We start from the raw sequence: 20,337 nt of genomic DNA, 5'->3' as shown, positions 1-20,337 counted from the left end.
AACGGAGCTGTCCATGGCTATCCTGCATACCCAGCTCAACCCGCGTTCAGCGGAGTTCGCCAGCAACAGTGCGGCGATGCTCGAACAGGTCGGCGCTCTGCACACCCTGCTCGCCAAAGTGCAGCAAGGTGGCGGCGCGAAAGCGCAAGAACGGCACACGTCCCGAGGCAAACTGCTGCCTCGCGAGCGCATCAATCGGTTGCTCGATCCGGGCTCACCGTTCCTCGAGATCAGCCAACTCGCCGCCTACGAGGTGTACGGCGAAGACGTGCCGGCCGCGGGCGTCATAGCCGGGATCGGTCGAGTCGAAGGCATTGAGTGCATGATTGTCGCCAACGATGCCACGGTCAAAGGTGGCTCGTATTATCCATTAACCGTGAAAAAACACCTGCGCGCACAGACCATCGCCCAGCAGAATCGCCTGCCTTGCATTTATCTGGTGGATTCGGGCGGCGCCAATCTGCCGCGGCAGGATGAAGTATTTCCGGACCGAGAACACTTCGGGCGGATTTTCTTCAACCAGGCCAACATGAGCGCCATGGGCATTCCGCAAATCGCCGTGGTCATGGGCTCGTGCACCGCCGGCGGGGCTTACGTGCCGGCGATGGCCGACGAGGCGATCATGGTGCGCCAGCAGGCGACCATATTCCTCGCAGGCCCGCCGTTGGTGAAAGCGGCGACCGGTGAAGTAGTCAGCGCTGAGGACCTCGGCGGTGCCGATGTACACTGCAAGATTTCCGGGGTCGCGGACCATTATGCCGAGAGCGACGAACACGCTCTCGCCATTGCCCGGCGCAGCATCGCCAATCTCAACTGGCGCAAGCTCGGCGAAGTCCAGCAACGCGCACCGATCGCCCCGCTTTACGCCAGCGACGAGTTGTACGGTGTGGTTTCGTCCGATGCCAAGCAACCGTTCGATGTGCGTGAAGTGATTGCGCGCCTTGTAGACGGGTCTGTGTTTGATGAGTTCAAGGCGCTGTTCGGGACTACGCTGGTGTGCGGTTTTTCCCACCTTCACGGGTATCCGATTGCCATCCTCGCCAACAACGGCATCCTCTTCGCCGAGGCCGCGCAAAAAGGCGCGCATTTCATCGAACTGGCCTGCCAGCGCGGTATTCCTCTGCTGTTCCTGCAAAACATCACCGGCTTCATGGTCGGCCAGAAATACGAGGCCGGCGGCATTGCCAAGCACGGCGCAAAACTGGTGACTGCCGTGGCGTGCGCCAAGGTGCCGAAATTCACCGTGATCATTGGCGGCAGTTTCGGTGCCGGGAACTATGGCATGTGCGGACGAGCTTACGATCCGCGTTTTCTGTGGATGTGGCCGAACGCGCGCATCGGCGTCATGGGCGCCGAACAAGCGGCCGGTGTGTTGGTGCAAGTCAAGCGCGAGCAGGCTGAGCGCAGTGGTCAGGGCTTCAGCGCCGAACAGGAAGCCGAGATCAAGCAACCGATTCTCGATCAGTACGAAGAGCAGGGTCACCCCTACTACTCCAGCGCCCGGCTTTGGGATGACGGTGTCATCGACCCGGCACAGACCCGCGACATATTGGCGCTGGCCCTGTCCGCATCGCTGAATGCGCCAATCGAACCGAGCCGCTTCGGCGTGTTCCGGATGTGATTTTCTGTGGGGCGGGCTTGTGTGGCGAGGGAGCTTGCTCCCGGTCGGTTGCGAAGCAATCGTGAAACCGCCATCGCTTTCGCGAGCAAGCCCGCTCCCACATGAGTTGTGGAGACGGACGAATATGAGCGACTTCAATACCATCGAACTGCTGAACGACCCGCGGGGTTTTGCGACCCTGTGGCTCAGCCGTGAAGAAAAGAACAACGCCTTCAACGCCGAGATGATCCGCGAACTGATCCTCGCGCTGGACAAGGTGTCGAGCGACGCCAGTCTGCGTTTTTTACTGGTGCGAGGGCGTGGCAAACATTTCAGCGCTGGCGCCGATCTGGCGTGGATGCAGCAATCGGCCGAACTCGATTACCACACCAACCTCGATGACGCGCGGGAACTGGCAGAGTTGATGTACAACCTCGCCAAACTGAAAATCCCTACCCTCGCCGTGGTGCAAGGAGCTGCATTCGGCGGCGCACTGGGTTTGATCAGTTGCTGCGACATGGCGATTGGTGCCGATGACGCGCAGTTCTGCCTGTCGGAAGTGCGCATCGGCCTGGCCCCTGCGGTGATCAGCCCGTTCGTGGTACAGGCCATTGGCGAACGGGCGGCGCGCCGTTATGCGCTGACGGCTGAGCGATTTGGCGGACAACGGGCGCGGGAAATCGGCTTGTTGTCGGAGAGTTATCCCACCATCGAACTGGAGCAGAGTGTCGAGCAATGGATCGACAACCTGTTGCTCAACAGCCCCGCCGCCATGCGCGTCAGCAAGGACCTGCTGCGCGAAGTGGGGAACGGCGCACTGACGCCGGCGCTGCGCCGCTACACAGAGAATGCGATCGCCCGTATCCGCGTCAGCCCCGAAGGCCAGGAGGGTCTGCGGGCCTTTCTGCAAAAACGTCCGCCTAACTGGCATGCCGCAACCAAGGAGCCGCGTTGATGAGCGCACCTGTCATCACCACTTTGCTGGTGGCCAACCGCGGCGAAATCGCTTGCCGAGTGATGCGCACCGCTAAAGCGTTGGGCCTGACCACCGTGGCCGTGCACAGCGCGACCGACCGAGATGCCCGGCACAGCCGCGAAGCGGATATCCGCGTTGACCTCGGTGGCAGTAAGGCCGCCGACAGCTACCTGCAAATCGACAAGCTGATCGCCGCGGCCAAGGCCAGCGGCGCCCAGGCGATCCATCCCGGCTACGGCTTCCTGTCGGAGAACGCCGGGTTCGCCCGCGCCATCGAATCTGCCGGCTTGATCTTCCTAGGCCCGCCGGCCTCCGCCATTGACGCCATGGGCAGCAAATCCGCCGCCAAAGCCTTGATGGAAACCGCCGGCGTGCCGCTGGTGCCCGGTTATCACGGCGAAGCCCAGGACCTCGACACTTTCCGCGATGCCTGCGAACGCATCGGTTACCCGGTGCTGCTCAAGGCCACGGCCGGGGGCGGCGGCAAAGGGATGAAAGTCGTCGAGGAAGTCACCCAACTGGCCGAAGCCCTCGCCTCGGCTCAACGCGAAGCCCAGTCTTCGTTTGGCGACTCGCGCATGCTGGTGGAGAAATACCTGCTGAAACCGCGCCACGTCGAGATCCAGATTTTCGCTGACCAGCACGGCAACTGCCTGTACCTCAACGAGCGCGATTGCTCGATCCAGCGGCGTCACCAGAAAGTCGTCGAAGAAGCCCCGGCACCCGGGTTGAGCCCGGAACTGCGTCGGGCGATGGGTGAAGCCGCCGTGCGTTCGGCGCAAGCCATTGGCTATGTCGGCGCCGGTACCGTCGAGTTTTTGCTGGATGCGCGCGGCGAGTTCTTCTTCATGGAGATGAACACGCGCCTGCAAGTCGAACATCCGGTCACTGAAGCCATCACCGGACTTGACCTGGTGGCCTGGCAAATCCGCGTGGCGCGGGGTGAAGCGCTGCCAATGACACAGGAGCAGGTTCCGCTGCTTGGCCACGCCATCGAAGTGCGCTTGTATGCCGAAGACCCGGGCAATGATTTCCTGCCTGCGACGGGGCGTCTCGAGTTGTATCGCGAATCAGCGCCAGGTCCGGGACGTCGGGTCGACAGCGGTGTTCAAGAAGGTGACGAGGTCTCGCCGTTCTACGACCCGATGCTCGGCAAGCTGATTGCCTGGGGCGAGGATCGTGAGCAGGCGCGCCTGCGTTTGTTGAGCATGCTCGATGAATTTGCGATTGGCGGGCTCAAGACCAACATCAATTTTCTGCGGCGCATCATCGCTCATCCGGCCTTTGCCGCTGCGGAGCTGGATACCGGGTTCATCCCGCGTTATCACGAGCAATTGCTGCCGATACCTGCGCCCCTCAGTGATGAATTCTGGCAAGCCGCCGCTCAAGCGTTTGCCCAAAGCCAGCCGAGCATTCCCCGTGTCGATGATCCTGCTTCACCGTGGGCGATCAGCAACGGTTTTCGGGCAGGGCTGCCGAACGAGACGAGCCTGCATTTGATGTGTGAAGGCCAGGATCGGGCGCTGACGTTGGGCGATGCCACTTCGGCGCATCTCAACGGCGAGCATCTGTCCACCGAGCACAACGGTTTGCGCCGCAAACATCGGGCTATTCGTCGCGATGGCGTTGTCTATTTGCAGTGGCAAGGTGAGCTGCGCCGCATCGAATCCTATGATCCTATTAGCGCCGTCGAAGCCAGTCACAGTCATCAGGGCGGGCTGACCGCACCGATGAACGGCAGCATCGTGCGGGTGCTCGTTGAGGCCGGGCAAACGGTTGAAGCCGGCGCGCAACTGGTGGTGCTGGAAGCCATGAAGATGGAGCACAGCATTCGCGCGCCGCACGCCGGAGTCATCAAGGCGCTGTATTGCGAGGAAGGCGAAATGGTCAGCGAAGGCGCCGCGCTGGTTGAACTGGAAGAGGCGTGAAAAGAAAATCGGTCCTGCCTTCGCGCAGGACCGGTCTGACTAGAATCGGGCGGTCGCCTGAACCACCACGCCGATGATATTGCACGTGTCGGTGAACAGGGCTTTCGGATAGGTGGGATTGAGCGGCACCAGGTAACGCTGCCCGCCCTCTTCGATCAGCTTGCGGAAAGTCGCCTCGCTACTGTCCGGCCACTGCACGATCAGCATTTTTCCCGGTTCGGGGACGATGTCGGGATCGACCAGAATCATCATGCCTTCGCAAATACTGAGGCCGCTGGGTGCGGTCATCGCATCGCCCACCACCCGGAGCCAGAACGCTGCGCCCTGGGCGTGGTAATCCGTCAATTCGAATTGCGGCGTGCGGTACACCGTTCGCTCGCCATCGCGAACCTCGCTGGTTCCTCGCCAGTCACTCACCGGGTATCGGAAATAAGGGTTGTACTTCTGCACGAGATCCTGACTGTCATCAGCGGCAGGGTCCGGCTCCCTGATGACCAGCGCCACTTCGAGAAAATCCATCCCAAGCGCGCGGAGTACTCGATTCATGTCATCGATACCGGGTTCGCGACGTTTATTCAGCCAGTGACCGATGCCGCCCTGAGACATGCCCAAGCGATCGGCGAGTACCTCTTGAGTGATTTTCATCTCACTCATCTTGGCTTTGACCAACTCTATCCATTTATCCATGGGCGGCACGATACGTGGGAGACTCCCGGCTGCAAAACACACATTGTAGTAGTTAAATGCTCGTAACAAATACAGGCTGTACTAAGATTGGATCACGGATTTCAACCTTACAAGGAGTAGGACCATGACCATCACTATCCCCAGTAATGACGCGACAGATGTGCCCATCGACACCTCTCTCACTTCTGCAAAAGGCTCTGCGGCCGCACAGCGCGCGCTGGACTATTACTTGAAACCGGCTGTTTCAGAAGAGGCTGTTGAGGACCGTTTTTTCGACGTCAATCGCAATATCAGCAGTGAAGAAGCCCTGGTGCATGCAACCGATCTGCTGCGTTGTGCCGCCGCCATTGCTTATGAATCGGCTAGCCATCTGCAGGGCGTCAACCGGGATCTGGCTTTCTCGACGGTGCACATGATCGACATGGCGAAAGCGATGGTCGACCGTTCTTTGCAAGGCAACAAGTAAAGCTGAAGGGAGTTTCTGAGGGGCGCCGAAACGCAAGGCGCCTGTACCGGGGATAAAATAATTTGACTTGCAAACGAGAATGATTATTATTGCATGCAGCTGGTCGCGAGATCAGTCGATTGTCCAAGAGACCTTAGGTCGGTCTCCTGAACGATCTCCTCATCAGGCTAATCACGGTTTTTGACCCGGCTTTTTGCCGGGTCTTTTTTTGCCAGTTATTCTGGCTTTTACCTTCAGGCTAATGAAGTCTTGGGGTGCTGCAAATTCGATGGCGCGGATGATAGCAAAAGAACATTCGTTAGCGAGACAGGCCCGTCAACATTGGTCAAAACTAATCAAAAATAGCACTTGAGAATCAATCAAGGGGTCTCCAAGCTGCGGCGGCGTCAGGGAGGACGCCCCCGTCTTACTGCGCATTTTCTGCCGATTCCCCCCTTCCCAGCGTGTAAAGTAGCAGCCATAAAAATCATATTCAGGAACCGATTATGACCGTGGCTAAATCCTCTTTCGGCATCAGCGCAAATTTTGACAGCGGCAATATCGAAGTGCTGGATATCAGCAACCCGCTGCAGGCATTGCTCGCCATCCGGCCCGATACTCGCAGCAAGCATTTCCAGTGGTTTCATTTCAAAGCCAGCGGCCTCCATGTAGGTCAGGAGCACTGGTTTCGTTTGAACAACGCCAGTCAGTCTTCCTATAACAAAGCCTGGGAGGGTTACCAGGCGGTCGCGTCTTACGATCACGTCAACTGGTTCCGGGTGCCGACCATTTTCGAAGGCGACTGCCTGCGTTTCAGCCTCGAGGCCACCGCCACCCACGCCTGGTTTGCGTATTTCGAACCCTACAGCCGCGGTCGCCACGACTGGCTCATCGAGCAGGCGCTGACCAAGGCCGGCGCGCAATTGCTGGCCACCGGCAAGAGTGTAGAAGGTCGCGACATCCAGCTTTTGCGCAAAGGCACTGGCGCTGAAGGCCAGCGCAAAGTCTGGATGATTGCGCAACAACACCCGGGCGAGCACATGGCGGAGTGGTTCATGGAAGGCGTGATCGAACGCCTGGAAAAGCACGATGATCCGGTCATGCAAAAACTGCTCGCCAGCGCCGACCTGTACCTGGTGCCGAACATGAACCCGGACGGCGCCTTCCATGGCCACCTGCGCACTAACGCCATGGGCCAGGACCTTAACCGGGCCTGGCAGAGCGCCAGCCAGGAAATCAGTCCGGAAGTCCTGTTCGCTCAGACGCAAATGGAGAAGTACGGCGTTGACCTGTTCCTCGACGTTCACGGCGATGAAGAAATCCCCTACGTCTTCACGGCCGGTTGTGAAGGCAACCCAGGTTATACGCCGCGTCTGGAAAAACTCGAAGAACATTTCCGTAGCCATCTGAAGCACCTGACCAAGGACTTCCAGACCAAATACGGCTACACCCGCGACCTGCCCGGCAGAGCCAATATGACCCTGGCCTGCAACAGCGTCGGCGAAAAATTCGACTGCCTGTCACTGACCCTGGAGATGCCTTTCAAGGACAACAACGACAAGCCTGACCCGCTGACAGGCTGGTCCGGCAAGCGTTCGAAGCAGTTGGGCAAGGACGTGTTGACGACCGTGGCCGAGATGATCGATAGCTTGCGCTGAGCGAAGATCAAACGATCGCAGGCTGCGTCAGCTTTTACGCGTGGCGAAGCCTGCAAAACAGCGATTACTCGGCCGCGATCCGCACACAATCCTCTGGCCCCAGCAATCGCCCATCCTCGGCGCGCAATTCCAGCGGTCGCACCGGCTGACCCTGAGCGCGATCGACCACTCGTGAATGCGCCTCTCCTTCCTCGAAAAAAAAAACCTCGCCCCACTGCCGCAGACCGATGATCAGCGGGAACAACCCTTTGCCCTTCTCCGTCAGCACATATTCCTGATACGCGCTGCCATCCGATGCCGGCACCAGATCAAAAATCCCGTGGGCCACCAAGGTGCGCAAACGTGCGGACAGAATATTTTTCGCCATGCCCAAACTGCGCTGAAACTCACCGAATCGGCAGATCCCATCGAACGCATCGCGCACGATCAACAGCGACCACCAATCGCCAATGGCATCCAGTGAGCGCGCAACCGGGCATTCGGCATTTTCCATACTCGTTCGTTTGGCCACGAAGACGCCCTGCAAGACAAATGTGGTTGCAATATAAAACCAGACTCCTTACCGTTCAACTGGTTTTATTTAGAAACCACTTTGGAGTTGCGCATGAAAACCAGCGATTCAACCCTGAGCACGAGCGTCGTGCTGCTGTTTGCCGTGGCTTGTGGGTTAGCCGTCGGCAACGTGTATTACGCACAGCCGCTGCTCGATGCCATGGTCGACACCTTTGCCATGGATCCGGCCACCATTGGCATTGTCGTGACGCTGACTCAGGTCGGTTATGGCCTTGGCCTGTTGCTGCTGGTGCCGCTTGGCGATCTGCTGAACCGGCGGCGGCTGATCGTCACGCAAACGCTGTTATCGGCGCTGGCGCTGCTGATGATCGCATTCGCTGCCGACAGCACCTGGCTGTTGATCGGGATGACGCTGACCGGCTTGTTGGCCGTCGTCACGCAAGTGTTGGTGGCCTACGCCGCGACGCTGGCGGTGCCGGCCGAACGCGGGCGGGTGGTGGGCGTGGTGACCAGTGGCATCGTCGTCGGCATTCTGTTGGCGCGCACGGTGGCCGGTGGCATGGCCGATCTGGCGGGTTGGCGTTCGGTTTATCTGCTGTCGGCAGGTCTGACCCTGGTGATGGCGCTGTTGCTGTTGCGGGTGCTGCCCAAACATGAAGATCCGCAACCCGCGCAATCCTACGCGTCGTTGCTTGGCTCGGTGTTCGCGCTGTTCAGGGAAGAACCGGTGCTGCGCCAGCGAGCGATTCTGGCACTGTTGACCTTCGCCAGCGCCATGGTGCTGTGGACCCCCATGGTGTTGCCGCTCAGTGCCCCACCGCTGTCACTGTCCCACACGCAAATCGGGTTGTTTGGTCTGGCCGGCGCAGCCGGGGCACTGGGCGCTGCTCGCGCCGGGCATCTGTCAGATCGGGGTTGGGGGCAATGGGTCAGCGGCTTGTCATTGCTACTGATGCTGGTGTCATGGCTGCCTATCGCCCTGACTCAATCCTCGCTGTGGGCTTTGCTGCTCGGCGTGATCACGCTCGACCTGGGGCTTCAAGCCGTGCACGTCGCCAGCCAGAGCATGATCTACAGCGTGCGTCCCGAAGCACAAAGTCGCCTGACCGCGGGCTACATGCTGTTCTATTCGGTCGGCAGTGCGCTGGGCTCAATCAGTTCGACCGCGATGTATGCATGGGCCGGGTGGATCGGCGTTTGTCTTTTAGGTGCGGGAATCAATGCACTGGCGTTGCTTTATTGGTGGCGAACGCTGGCTCCCCGAAGCCAACCCTTGGAAGCGGCTTCGCATTGAGCAGTAACAGCGGGCGAAGCCCGCATCGCAGCCGAACGCAGGCTACGCCAGCTGCTACCGGGGATCTGTGGAATCAGCCGCGATCCCTGCCCCGCAACATGCTGTCCAGCACACCATCGCGGCGCACCCAGCCATGGAACAATGCCGCCGCCAGATGCAGCAGTACCGTCAGGAACAACAGATACGCCAGATACCCGTGGGCCTTGCGCAGGAACGCAAACACCTGCGCATCGGCCGGCATGATCGACGGCAACCGCAGCGAACTGCCGAGCATCACCGGATCGCCCGCGGCCGAAATCATCGCCCAGCCGAGCAGCGGCAGAATGAACATCAGCGAATACAGCAACAGATGCGAAGCCTTGGCGGCCAGCGCTTGCCAATTTGGCAGGTCAGCCGGCAACGGAGGTTGCCGGGTCGAAAAGCGCACACCCAGACGCACGATGACCAGCAGCAGAATCGCGATGCCCAGCGGTTTGTGCAGATTAAGCAGCCACTCATGACGCTCGGATACCGAAGCGACCATGCCCGCGCCGATAAACAGCATGGCGATGATCATCAACGCCATCAGCCAGTGCAGCAGTCGCGCCAAAGGCGCGAAATGACTTGGTTGAGCGCTCATTGTTGAGCCTCCTGTGCAGCGGCAGGCAACTGGCCGACTTCGCTGGTGCGACGCAGGTAGGAACTGGCGTAACCGGAAGAACGCGCGGCCAGCAAAGGATCGTCAGACCCCTCGATGCCGGATGGCAACACCAGTGGGTCATAGTTGATATCGCGGCACTCGCCATTCAGTTGCGGCTGGGTGCTTTCAAGAACAAGGGTCCCGGCATTCAGCACCTTGCGGTCCTGCGGCCAGGTTTTACTGGCGTCGTTGACCGGATCGCCGGCATTGGCCAACGTGAGGTTCAGTTGCCAACGCAACGGGCCGGCGCCCATTCGCTGCAACAAATCTTTCTCGAGGAAATCAGCCCCTTCTGGTGCCGTTGCACCGGCTGCATCGCGCGCCACTGGCACCATGCTCCAGCGCACCGCTTGTTTTTTCCCGGCCGCGTCGACCAGATAAAACGCGTTGACGCTGTTGTAGGTCTCCGTCACATAACTGGCCGATGGTTTGGCGGTTTTGATCCAGGCCAGAAACGGCCCGGCTTCCGGGTGCGATTTAAAGAAAGCGGGCACCGCTGCCGGGTCTGGTTTACCCGTGGCAGGATCCGGCGACTGAGCCTGTTGCAATTGATAGAACGCTTCGGGCGTGCCCACCGGAAACACCGGCATGCTGTTCATCCCGGTGCGCCACTGCTGACCATTCGCCTGAGTGAAGCGCAACGCCAGACTGCGGATCGGCACGCTGCTGTCCGGCGCATAGGGATTACCGGCCGGCAGTGCGAAACGCCCCACCACTGGTGTGCGCGCGTCGTTGAACACCTTAGCAGTGGAGTAGCTGCGGGCCTCGCCACTGCTTTCGAAATGGCCGATCACGCACACTCCTTTGGAGTGGTTGCGCCGAAAACCGGGGTGCACACCATTGTTGGTTTCCAGCACATTGATCAGTTTCGTCGGGGTCAGACGCTGTGGGTCGAATGTGCCGTTGACGTAGGCAAAAGCCCCGGCCACGCCGGCAACAACCACTGCAATGGCCGCCAGGCGCAAGGTCAGGCTCGCTGCACTCAGCGGCGGCCGGGTGGGCGGTGATGAGCGATCTACCATGAAAGACTCCAGGGCCATCGGCCACGAGTGAGAAGAAACAGGCAGACGAACCCCACGCATGTTTATTCCATCGCCGCGTATTTATTTTTTCCAGCGTGGAATAACCTCGAGCGCCGGGCGTCTCTCTAGTCCACAGCGTAGTGACTAGCCTTCATGAACGACATCGACGAACAGCTGCGAGAAATCATTCCCAGACTGCGACGCTTCGCGGTGTCGTTGACGCGCAATTCCAGCAGCGCGGACGATCTCGTGCAGGCGAGCCTTGAGCGTGCATTGACGAGTTGGGGCGACAAGCGTCCCGATGGCGATTTACGCGCCTGGCTGTTTTCGATTCTGTACCGGCAGTTTCTGGATGCGCATCGACGCTCGCGCCGATATGCACGAATGCTCGAATTTTTCACCGGTCGTGACGATGCACAGCCCTCGGTCGAGCGCACGGTGATCGCGCAATCGACCCTGCAAGCGTTCGATCAGCTCAACAGCGAACAACGTGCACTGCTGCTGTGGGTTTCAGTCGAAGGCCTGAGCTACAAAGAGGTAGCGCAAATTCTCAACGTGCCCACCGGCACCGTGATGTCGCGCCTGTCCCGTGCCCGCCAGGCTTTGCGCGAACTCAGCGATGGCGAAATCACCCGCCCTGCCCTGCGGAGACTCAAATGATCAGCATGCCCCCGAGCGAGCGTGACCTGCACGCGTACATCGACCATCAACTCAGCGACGACGACCGACGTCTGGTGGAAACTTTTCTGGCAAACAATGCCGACGTTTCTGCTCAAGTGCGCGCCTGGCAACAGGACGCTCAGCAGTTGCGAGCGGCGTTGAGCGGCGCGTTGCACCAGCCGGCCAATCCGGACCTTGATCCAGCACTGATTCGCCAGCGGCTGAAACAGCAATCGCGGCGCCATCTGGCCAGCGCGGCGATATTGCTGATCGCCGTCAGCGTCGGCGGTTTCAGCGGTTGGCAGGCGCGGGAGATGACACTGCTCAGTGCCGCGCAGCCGATGGGCGATGCGATGCAGGCTTACCGCCTGTTCGCGCAAACAGGCCTGCTGCCCGCCGACTACAAAGTTGACGGCGGCGGCGATATGCAGGGCTGGCTCGACCGCTACTTCACCCAGGCCAATCGCCTGCCGGACCTGTCCGCTGCGGGTTTCAAACCGGTCAGCGGACGGCTGCTCAGCACTGAGCAAGGGCCGGCGGCGATGGTGGTGTATGAAGACCCGCGCGGGCAAAAAATCAGTTTCTACGTGCGTCCACCCGGACCGAAAAACTTTCTGCTGCCCCGGGGCAGTCGCAGTGACGGAGAGTTGCAGGCCGAGTACTGGTCCGGCGCCGGCTACAACTATGCGATGGTCAGTCCGACAGATACACCGGCTGCGCAGATGCTTAAGCAGACCGAGCAATTTTGAACCCACTGCAAATCCCCCTGTGGGAGCGGGCTTGCTCGCGAAGAGCTCATTACATCCGACAGTGATTTCGCCTGACCCACCACTATCGAGAGCAAGCCCGCTCCCACAGGTCTGATTTTGTCAGCTATCTAGCTTTGCCCAAACACCTGCGAGGGCCTGCGCAGCAGCGGATCGAACGGGTTGATTCGCGGCCCGATCAACGCCGCTTCACGCTTGAGCATTTCCACCACGGTCGGCAGTCGATCCGGACCCAGACGATCACTGACGGTGGCGACGCTCAGTGCCGCCACCGCCCGCCCGCCCCGATCGAGAATCGGCACCGCCACCCCGGCCATGCCCTGCAACACACCCGTATTACGCCCGGCGTAACCTAGCGTGCGCACGTTCTCGACTTCCGAACGCAGGAACACTTCGTCGTACAGGTGAAAATCCTTCAGGCGTGGCAGGTTGTAGTGAATCACCGTGTCGCGCTCCTCGTCCGGCAGAAACGCCAAGATCGCCAGGCTGCCCTGCCCCACCCCCAAAGCAACGCGTCCGCCGATGTCACCCGTGAAGGTGCGAATCGGAAACGGCCCTTCACTGCGGTCCAGACAAATCGCATCGAAGCCACTGCGCGCCAGTAAAAACAACGAATCCCCCAGCGACGCCGACAAGCGCAACAAGGCCGGGCGCACCAGTTCGCGCAGATTTCCGCTGTTGCCGGCGCGCGCTGCCAGAGCAAAAAAATCCAGGCTCAAGCGATAGCGTTTGCTGCGCGCATCCTGCTCGACCATGCCCTCGTCCATCAGGCTGCGCAGCAAGCGATGGGTGGTCGGTTGCGACAAACCGACACGTTGAGCCAACTGCGTGACCCGCTCACCTTCCTCGACGGTTTCGCCGAGCGAGCGCAACACCGCAAACAGTCGGGAAACGGCGCCAACGCCCACCTCATTTTTGTTTTCATTCCGCTGAGTGGAATCAGTCATGGATTTTCCCGAAAGTAAATTTACTCAATGAATGAATATGAAAATAGTCATCTATTCAGTGAAATAGGCCATTGAGCCCATCCTAGTCTTCGTCCTAATCTGCGTCCACAGGGGCGAATCGAACAACAGCGGCAGCCGACTCCCGTCGAGCGCCAACGCACCCGCAAGACCTTTCGTATCTGCCCATACAAAAAAAGCACGGCCCTGCGCCGCGCATAACAATCTCAGGTGGAGCGCAGCTATGGCTTTTGTGCAACTTGAAGGACTTGGCAAACGTTACGGTGAAATCGACGCCGTCGTGGCCACGAATCTCTCGGTCGAAAAAGGCGAATTCGTCTCCCTGCTCGGCCCCTCCGGGTGCGGGAAAACCACCACCCTGCAAATGATCGCGGGCTTCGTCGAAGTCACCAGCGGACGCATCGTGCTCGACGGTCGCGACATTACCCACGCCAAACCCGCCAGCCGTGGTCTGGGGGTGGTATTCCAGAGCTACGCGCTGTTCCCGCACATGACCGTCAAGGACAACGTCGCTTTCGGTCTGCGTATGCGCAAAGTACCCAACGCAGAGTTGCAAACACGCGTGGACCGGGTGCTGAAACTGGTGCGCCTGGATCAACATGCCGAGCGTTACCCGCGTGAACTGTCCGGTGGCCAGCGCCAGCGTGTCGCACTGGCCCGGGCTCTGGTGATAGAACCGCCGGTATTGTTGCTCGATGAACCGTTGTCCAACCTCGATGCCAACCTGCGCGAAGAAATGCAGTTCGAGATTCGCCGCATCCAGCGCGAGGTCGGCATCACTACCTTGATGGTGACCCACGACCAGTCCGAGGCACTGTCGATCAGCGACCGTGTGGTCGTCATGCAGGCCGGACGCATCACTCAGATCGACGCGCCGTACACGCTCTACGAACATCCGCGCACCGAATTCATTTCCGGCTTTGTCGGCAAAGCCAATCTGCTGCCCGGCGAACGGGACGGCGCGGGCGTCGTGCAAGTGCTCAGCGGCGGTGACCTGACCCTGAGCCTGCGCCCGGAAAAAATCGATTTGCGCGTAGCGGGCTCGGGTCGGCTGCAAGGCAAAATCGTCAGCCGCTTCTTCCTTGGCAGCCAGTGGTTGTACGGCGTGTCGACGCCGCTGGGCGAACTCAGCGTGGTGCGCCGCAATGACGGCTCGGCACCGATGAACGAAGGCACGCTCGTGGGCCTGGATTGGGACGCGACGCTGCTGCGGGTGCTGAGTGTGGATGAGGTGGCGGTATGAGTCTGACTGACGCGATGCGCCGTGGACGCCAAGGCTATCTCTTATCGGGGCCGGCCTTGGCCTTGTATGTCGGATTACTGGTCATCCCACTGTTACTGACGCTGGTGCTTTCCTTCAACGTGTTCGACTACAGCTCGGGCATCGACAGCAACGCTTACACCACCGGGCACTACACCAGCCTGCTGGGTGATCCTTACTTTTACGAAGTTTTTTTACGCACATTCTGGATCAGCGGCCTGACCACCTTGCTGTGCGTAGTCATTGGCGTGCCCGAGGCCTACATCCTCAGCCGCATGGGCGCACCGTGGCGGTCGATTTTTCTGATTCTGATCCTCACGCCGTTGCTGATATCGGTGGTGGTGCGCGCGTTCGGCTGGAGCCTGTTGCTCGGCGCCGATGGCCTGGTCAACCAGACTCTGCAAGCACTCGGCGGCTCGCCGATCAAATTGCTCTACACCCCGTTCGCGGTGGTGATTGCCCTGGTTCACGTCATGTTGCCGTTCATGATCATTCCGGTCTGGACCTCGCTGCAAAAGCTCGACCCCGCCGCTGAACAAGCGGCGTTATCCCTCGGTGCCAGCCACCTGACAGTCATGCGCAAAGTAGTGCTGCCGCAAATCATGCCCGGAGTGTTGTCCGGGACGCTGATTGTTTTCGGCCTCGCTGCCAGCTCCTTCGCGATCCCGGGTTTGTTGGGCGGGCGCCGGTTGAAAATGGTCGCCACGCTGATCTACGACCAGTACCTGTCGGAGCTGAACTGGCCGATGGGTGCTGCCATCGCGGTCGCGCTGCTGTTGCTCAACCTGCTGATCATGCTGTCGTGGAACCGGATGATCGAAGGCCGTTACAAGAAGTCATTGGGGTAATTAGTCATGTCCAGGAACGGTCCTTTCGCCCTGTTATTTCACGCCTTGGTGGTGGTGTTCATGCTCGCGCCATTGGTGGTGGTCTGCCTGGTTGCGTTCACTCCGGAAAACACCCTGAGTCTGCCGACCAGCGAATTTTCCCTGCGCTGGTTTCGCGCTGTTTTCGAGCGGGCAGATTTCGTCGATGCGTTCTACAACAGCCTGATCCTCGCATTTTGCGCAGCCACACTGGCGACGTTGATAGCGGTGCCCGCAGCGTTGGCAATCACCCGTCTCGAATTTCCGGGACGGGACTTTTTCAATGGCCTGTTCCTGTCGCCGATCATCATTCCTCATTTGGTCCTGGGTGTAGCACTGCTGCGGTTGTTCGCGCTGATGGGCGTCAATGGCAGCTTCGCCTGGCTGATCTTCGCTCACGTGCTGGTGATCACGCCGTACGTCCTGCGACTGGTCCTGGCTTCGGCGATCGGCCTGGATCGCAGCGCGGAACACGCCGCGCAGTCGCTGGGCGCCGGGCGCTTCACGCTGTTCCGGCAGATCACCTTGCCGATGATCCTGCCGGGGGTCGCCGGCGGGTGGTTGCTGGCGTTCATCAACAGTTTCGATGAAGTCACGCTGTCCATTTTCGTCACCTCGCCGGCCACGCAGACGTTGCCTGTGCGCATGTACGTGTACGCCACTGAATCCATTGATCCGATGATGGCGGCGGTCTCGGCGCTGGTGATCGGGCTGACGGCACTGACGATGATTCTGCTTGATCGGGTGTACGGCCTGGATCGGGTTCTGGTAGGTAAACAATGAGGGCGCCATGGCTCTGCTGAAACGACTGGCCGAACACGATCGCCCGGCCCTGGACTTCACGCTCGACGGCCAACCGGCCAGCGGCCTGCTTGGCGACACCTTGCTGACCGCCGTACTGACCTGCGGCGAGCGTCTGCGCGGCAGCGATTTCAGCGCCGAACCGCGTGCCGGATTTTGTCTGATGGGCGCCTGCCAGGATTGCTGGGTGCGACTCGGCGATGGTCGCCGGGTACGGGCATGTTCGACGCCGCTGGAAGCCGGGCAAAACATCAGCCGTGAGCCGGGGCGCATCTTATGAGCACCGTTTCTACCTGTCGAAATGCGATCCCCTATGGGAGTGAGCCTGCTCGCGATGGCGGTCCGTCTGCCGGCTCATTTGTTGAAGGTATCGGCCTCATCGCGAGCAGGCTCGCTCCCACAGGGGGATGGTGGATATGAAGCCCGTGATCATCATTGGCGCCGGCCCCGCCGGGATTCGCGCTGCACAGACTTTGCTGGCGCACGGCGTGCGGCCGGTGTTGCTGGATGAGGCGACGCGCGGTGGCGGGCAGATTTATCGGCAGCAGCCGGCGAACTTCAAACGCTCGGCGGTCAAGCTTTACGGTTTTGAAGCACGCAAGGCCAGGTCGTTGCACCAGACCCTGGATGAACTGCGCGAGCAGATCGATTACCGCCCCGACACGCTGGTGTGGAACGCCGAGGACGGCGCGCTCGACACCTTGCATGATGGTCGCGCCGCCAGGTTGGCCTACTCGCGCATCATCGTCGCAACGGGTGCCACAGACCGGATTCTGCCGGTGCCAGGCTGGACGCTGCCGGGGGCGTACAGCCTCGGCGCGGCGCAGATCGCGCTGAAATCTCAGGGCTGCGCGATCGGCGAACGGGTGGTGTTCGCCGGCAGCGGGCCGTTGTTGTATCTGGTCGCTTACCAATATGCCAAGGCCGGTGCGAACGTAGTCGCTGTGCTCGACAGCTCACCCTTCAGCGCTCAGGCACTTGCGCTGCCCGGCCTGCTCGCGCAACCGGCCACGCTGGCAAAAGGGATTTATTACCGCAGCTGGCTCACCGCTAAGCGCATCGCGGTGCATCAGGGCGCTCGACTGCAAAGCGTGCAAGGCGAACGCTGCGTGCAGTCTCTGCAGTGGACCGACTCAAGCGGCGAGCATCGGCTGGCCTGCGACGCTGTCGCCTTCGCCGACGGCCTGCGCAGCGAAACGCAGCTGGCTGATCTGCTCGGGTGCGCATTCACCTGGGACGCGCTCAACCGCGCATGGTTGCCGCAATCTGACAGTGCCGGACGCAGCAGCGTGGCCGAGGTTTATCTGGCCGGTGATGGCGCCGGAATCATGGGCGCCGACGCTGCGGAAATGGCCGGTGAGCGAGCCGCACTGGCATTACTCGAAGACATCGGCTACCTGATCCCGCCACAACGCGGTGTGCAACTGGAGCAAGCGCTCAAGCGCATCAATACCTTCCGCCACGGCCTGGAACGCGCGTTCGTTTTCCCCGAGCGCTGGGCCGCCGACGCGCCTGACGAGGTGATGATCTGCCGGTGCGAAGAAGTGCGCGCCGCCGACATTCGCCAGGTCGTGCGCGAAGGGCATTGGGAAATCAATCGGGTCAAAGCGTATTGCCGGGTCGGCATGGGTCGCTGCCAGGGCCGGATGTGCGCCGCGTCCGCTGCAGAAATCATTGCCTGCGAGAGTGGGCGAGCGGTATCCGACATCGGCCGATTGCGCGCGCAGGCACCGATCAAACCGCTGCCATTTGGTCTGGAGATCGAGCCGTGATCGAGGTCGACGCTGTCATTGTGGGCGGCGGCATTGTCGGCGCCTCCTCGGCACTTTTCCTGAGCCATTCGGGCCGTCGCGTCGCGCTGCTGGAGCGTGACTTCTGCGGTTCGCACTCCAGCGGGGTGAACTACGGCGGCGTGCGGCGTCAGGGTCGGCCGCTGTCGCAATTGCCACTGTCGCAGCGGGCGCACAAGATATGGAGTCAGCTGCCGCAATTGATCGGTATTGACGGTGAATACCAGCGCAGCGGTCATCTGAAACTGGCGCGTAGTCGTGACGATTTGCGCGCACTGCAGGACTACGCCGTCAGCAGTCGGGGCTTTGGTCTGGACCTGCAAATACTCGAGCGCGATGAGTTGAGAACCCGATTCCCCTGGGTCGGCGAGGTGGCGATCGGCGCGTCATTCTGCCCGGATGACGGTCACGCCAACCCGCGCCTGGTATCCCCGGCGTTTGCCCACGCGGCACGTCAGCACGGCGCGCAGATCCATGAACAATGCGCGGTGCTCAGCGTCGATCACGACGGCTCGCACTTTCGCATCCGCACGCAAAACGGCTTGGAATTTCGTGCACCGTGGCTACTCAACTGCGCAGGGGCCTGGGCCGGAACACTCGCCGAGCAATTTGGCGAAGCCGTGCCGATGCACGCCGGCCACCCGGCGATGCTGGTCACCGAACCGCTGCCCTGGGTGATGAATGCCAGCACCGGCGTCGAGGGCGGCGGCATTTATGCCCGTCAGGTAGCGCGCGGCAATTGTGTGCTGGGCGGTGGTCAGGGCTTCGCCCTCGATGGCGCTCGTGCCCGCCCTGGTCAGAACGCAGTGATCGAGATCCTGCGCCAGGCCGTCGAGCTCTATCCGTTTCTTCAAGGCGCCCAGGCGATTCGTACCTGGAGCGGCACCGAAGGGTACTTGCCCGATCGCCAACCGGTGATCGGCCACAGTGGTACTCAACCCGGCCTGCTGCATGCGTTCGGCTTTGCCGGCGCAGGCTTTCAGATCGGTCCGGCGGTGGGCCAGGCGCTCGCAGAAATCATCTGCACCGGCGCTTGCAGCACGTCGCTGGATGCGTTTTCCATCACCCGGTTTCACTCCATCTCCGATACTTGATAGAGGAAGGTCGCGCCAATGAATAACGTCAAACGTAGTGCACTGCTCGGTTTGTCTTGCCTGGGCGCCCTGCTCACCGTCAGCCAGGCCCAGGCCGAACCAACGCTTTACCTCGGCATGAACGGCGGGACCATGGAACGGCTTTACGCCGACAAGGTGCTGCCGATTTTTGAGAAGGCCAACAACGTCAAAGTGGTAATCGTGCCCGGCACGTCCGCCGACATTCTGGCCAAGGTCCAGGCCAGTAAAGGCAACCCGCAGATGCACGTGATGTTCCTCGATGACGGCATCATGTACCGCGCCATCAACATGGGTTTGTGCGACAAACTCGAAGACAGTCCGACCCTGGCGCAGATCCCGGCCAAGGGCCGCATCAAGGACCAAGCGGTGGCGGTCAGCCTCGGTGTCACCGGGCTGGCGTACAACACGCGGCTGTTCAAGGAAAAGGGCTGGGCTGCGCCAACCTCGTGGATGGACATGGCCGATCCGAAATTCAAGGACAAGCTGGTGTTCCAGTCGATGGCGTCTTCGACCTTCGGCCTGCACGGCTTCCTGATGTTCAACCGGATTCAGGGCGGCAGCGAAACCGACGTCGAGCCAGGCTTCAAGGCTTGGCCAAAAACAGTTGGGCGCAACGTGCTGGAGTACATTCCAAGCTCGGCGAAAATTTCCGAAATGCTGCAGACCGATGAGGCAGCTCTGTTCCCGCTCACGCCGACTCAAGTCACCGCGCTCAAACTCAAGGGGATGCCGGTGGAATATGCGCAACCGAAGGAAGGCGCCGTGGTGCTGAATGTCGCCGAGTGCGCGATCGCCAATAACACTCAACCGGGCCTGGCGCAAAAACTTGCCGCGTTCCTGCTGACGCCGGATGCACAGGCCGCAGCGCTGGAAGATGGCGATCAGATCCCGTCCAACCCGAACACGCCGACCACCGACAAAACCCGTGGTCAGGTCGAAGCGATGAAAAAGTATCTGGAGACGGCGATTGCCGTTGACTGGGACCAGGTCAACGAACAGCGCCCGGCGTGGAATGCCCGCTGGAATCGCAGCATTGAACGGTAGTACTCGACTCGCCGATATGTAGCAGCCATCGAGGCTGCGAGGCTGCGCTCGACCGCGGGCCAAGCCGAACGCAGCCTCATCTTATTTTGCTGGGCCAGCACTCGTTGCATGGAAGTCTGAGCGGTGATGCGATTGATCTGGCGCGTACGCGCAGTCGATTGGGGCAGTTGGTGGACGTGAAAGCATCCTGAAGGAGGCAGCTTTCCCGCTATCATGTCGGCCATTCCCAGGCCCCGCGCCACCTCGATAATCAACAGCGAATCCGT

General features: G+C 60.6%; 20 protein-coding genes and 1 pseudogene. 16 read left to right on the top strand and 5 right to left on the bottom strand.

The features are described 5' to 3' along the window. The first annotated feature begins 13 nt into the window (after nucleotides 1–13). From ACYZTS_RS15785 to ACYZTS_RS15775, 3 genes are all read left to right on the top strand, one after another. Entirely contained in the window at nucleotides 14–1,621 is a 1,608-nt protein-coding gene (locus ACYZTS_RS15785; RefSeq protein ID WP_461990335.1) for a carboxyl transferase domain-containing protein, read from the top strand. A 124-nt stretch (nucleotides 1,622–1,745) separates the two neighbouring features. Further along, the gene (locus ACYZTS_RS15780) at nucleotides 1,746–2,555 is read left to right on the top strand and encodes a gamma-carboxygeranoyl-CoA hydratase (RefSeq protein WP_028620904.1); all 810 of its coding nucleotides are present in this window, start codon (nucleotides 1,746–1,748) and stop codon (nucleotides 2,553–2,555) included. Beyond that, nucleotides 2,555–4,504: an acetyl/propionyl/methylcrotonyl-CoA carboxylase subunit alpha gene (locus ACYZTS_RS15775; protein ID WP_461990333.1), complete on the top strand. Its 1,950-nt coding sequence runs from the start codon at nucleotides 2,555–2,557 to the stop codon at nucleotides 4,502–4,504. The genes ACYZTS_RS15780 and ACYZTS_RS15775 overlap by 1 nt, the downstream gene beginning before the upstream one ends. A gap of 39 nt (nucleotides 4,505–4,543) precedes the next feature. Here the strand turns inward: ACYZTS_RS15775 and ACYZTS_RS15770 are convergent, their stop codons facing one another. After that, nucleotides 4,544–5,191: a LexA family protein gene (locus ACYZTS_RS15770; protein WP_028620902.1), complete on the bottom strand. Its 648-nt coding sequence runs from the start codon at nucleotides 5,189–5,191 to the stop codon at nucleotides 4,544–4,546. 130 nt (nucleotides 5,192–5,321) lie between these two features. On the opposite strand from ACYZTS_RS15770, the gene ACYZTS_RS15765 reads away from it, so the two are divergent. Next, entirely contained in the window at nucleotides 5,322–5,657 is a 336-nt protein-coding gene (locus ACYZTS_RS15765) for a DUF6124 family protein (protein WP_028620901.1), read from the top strand. Between the two features lie 485 nt (nucleotides 5,658–6,142). After that, nucleotides 6,143–7,294, top strand: coding sequence for a M14 family metallopeptidase (locus ACYZTS_RS15760; protein ID WP_461990331.1), 1,152 nt, complete (start codon nucleotides 6,143–6,145; stop codon nucleotides 7,292–7,294). Between the two features lie 64 nt (nucleotides 7,295–7,358). On the opposite strand, the gene ACYZTS_RS15755 is transcribed toward ACYZTS_RS15760, so the two are convergent. Further along, nucleotides 7,359–7,805, bottom strand: a complete 447-nt coding sequence (locus ACYZTS_RS15755; protein ID WP_461990329.1) for a winged helix-turn-helix transcriptional regulator — start codon at nucleotides 7,803–7,805, stop codon at nucleotides 7,359–7,361. Between the two features lie 93 nt (nucleotides 7,806–7,898). Here ACYZTS_RS15755 and ACYZTS_RS15750 point away from each other — a divergent pair, with 93 nt between their 5' ends. Beyond that, nucleotides 7,899–9,101, top strand: a complete 1,203-nt coding sequence (locus ACYZTS_RS15750; protein ID WP_461990327.1) for an MFS transporter — start codon at nucleotides 7,899–7,901, stop codon at nucleotides 9,099–9,101. Between the two features lie 73 nt (nucleotides 9,102–9,174). On the opposite strand, the gene ACYZTS_RS15745 is transcribed toward ACYZTS_RS15750, so the two are convergent. Further along, complete coding sequence (locus tag ACYZTS_RS15745) at nucleotides 9,175–9,720, bottom strand: cytochrome b (RefSeq protein ID WP_461990325.1); 546 nt, start codon at nucleotides 9,718–9,720, stop codon at nucleotides 9,175–9,177. Next, entirely contained in the window at nucleotides 9,717–10,802 is a 1,086-nt protein-coding gene (locus ACYZTS_RS15740; RefSeq protein ID WP_461990323.1) for a catalase family peroxidase, read from the bottom strand. The genes ACYZTS_RS15745 and ACYZTS_RS15740 overlap by 4 nt, the downstream gene beginning before the upstream one ends. A 153-nt stretch (nucleotides 10,803–10,955) precedes the next feature. Here ACYZTS_RS15740 and ACYZTS_RS15735 point away from each other — a divergent pair, with 153 nt between their 5' ends. Both ACYZTS_RS15735 and ACYZTS_RS15730 read left to right on the top strand, forming a co-directional pair. Next, nucleotides 10,956–11,462: a sigma-70 family RNA polymerase sigma factor gene (locus tag ACYZTS_RS15735; RefSeq protein WP_461990321.1), complete on the top strand. Its 507-nt coding sequence runs from the start codon at nucleotides 10,956–10,958 to the stop codon at nucleotides 11,460–11,462. Next, nucleotides 11,459–12,211, top strand: a complete 753-nt coding sequence (locus ACYZTS_RS15730; protein WP_461990319.1) for an anti-sigma factor family protein — start codon at nucleotides 11,459–11,461, stop codon at nucleotides 12,209–12,211. The genes ACYZTS_RS15735 and ACYZTS_RS15730 overlap by 4 nt, the downstream gene beginning before the upstream one ends. A gap of 128 nt (nucleotides 12,212–12,339) precedes the next feature. Here the strand turns inward: ACYZTS_RS15730 and ACYZTS_RS15725 are convergent, their stop codons facing one another. Continuing rightward, complete coding sequence (locus tag ACYZTS_RS15725) at nucleotides 12,340–13,176, bottom strand: IclR family transcriptional regulator (protein WP_461990317.1); 837 nt, start codon at nucleotides 13,174–13,176, stop codon at nucleotides 12,340–12,342. Nucleotides 13,177–13,417: 241 nt separating this feature from the next. On the opposite strand from ACYZTS_RS15725, the gene ACYZTS_RS15720 reads away from it, so the two are divergent. From ACYZTS_RS15720 to ACYZTS_RS15685, 8 genes and pseudogenes are all read left to right on the top strand, one after another. After that, nucleotides 13,418–14,437: an ABC transporter ATP-binding protein gene (locus ACYZTS_RS15720; RefSeq protein ID WP_461990315.1), complete on the top strand. Its 1,020-nt coding sequence runs from the start codon at nucleotides 13,418–13,420 to the stop codon at nucleotides 14,435–14,437. Continuing rightward, complete coding sequence (locus ACYZTS_RS15715) at nucleotides 14,434–15,303, top strand: ABC transporter permease (RefSeq protein ID WP_461990313.1); 870 nt, start codon at nucleotides 14,434–14,436, stop codon at nucleotides 15,301–15,303. The genes ACYZTS_RS15720 and ACYZTS_RS15715 overlap by 4 nt, the downstream gene beginning before the upstream one ends. 6 nt (nucleotides 15,304–15,309) lie before the next feature. Continuing rightward, nucleotides 15,310–16,104, top strand: coding sequence for an ABC transporter permease (locus ACYZTS_RS15710; RefSeq protein ID WP_461990311.1), 795 nt, complete (start codon nucleotides 15,310–15,312; stop codon nucleotides 16,102–16,104). A gap of 7 nt (nucleotides 16,105–16,111) precedes the next feature. Beyond that, the gene (locus ACYZTS_RS15705; protein WP_461990309.1) at nucleotides 16,112–16,402 is read left to right on the top strand and encodes a (2Fe-2S)-binding protein; all 291 of its coding nucleotides are present in this window, start codon (nucleotides 16,112–16,114) and stop codon (nucleotides 16,400–16,402) included. Between the two features lie 136 nt (nucleotides 16,403–16,538). Next, nucleotides 16,539–17,894 (top strand): FAD/NAD(P)-dependent oxidoreductase, encoded by a 1,356-nt coding sequence (locus ACYZTS_RS15700; RefSeq protein WP_461990307.1) that lies wholly within the window; start codon nucleotides 16,539–16,541, stop codon nucleotides 17,892–17,894. Beyond that, a complete protein-coding gene (locus ACYZTS_RS15695) occupies nucleotides 17,891–19,006 on the top strand; it encodes an NAD(P)/FAD-dependent oxidoreductase (RefSeq protein ID WP_461990305.1) in 1,116 nt (371 codons plus the stop codon). The genes ACYZTS_RS15700 and ACYZTS_RS15695 overlap by 4 nt, the downstream gene beginning before the upstream one ends. Nucleotides 19,007–19,024: 18 nt before the next feature. Further along, nucleotides 19,025–20,071: an ABC transporter substrate-binding protein gene (locus tag ACYZTS_RS15690; RefSeq protein WP_461990303.1), complete on the top strand. Its 1,047-nt coding sequence runs from the start codon at nucleotides 19,025–19,027 to the stop codon at nucleotides 20,069–20,071. Nucleotides 20,072–20,148: 77 nt separating this feature from the next. After that, nucleotides 20,149–20,262 (top strand): annotated as a pseudogene (locus tag ACYZTS_RS15685) (cell division protein ZapE); the annotation flags it as partial. Nucleotides 20,263–20,337 lie beyond the last annotated feature (75 nt).

It is taken from the genome of Pseudomonas sp. TMB3-21 (assembly GCF_054898145.1).
The sequence above is the reverse complement of the archived record's forward strand: the minus strand, read 5'-3'. Positions and strand labels throughout refer to the sequence as shown.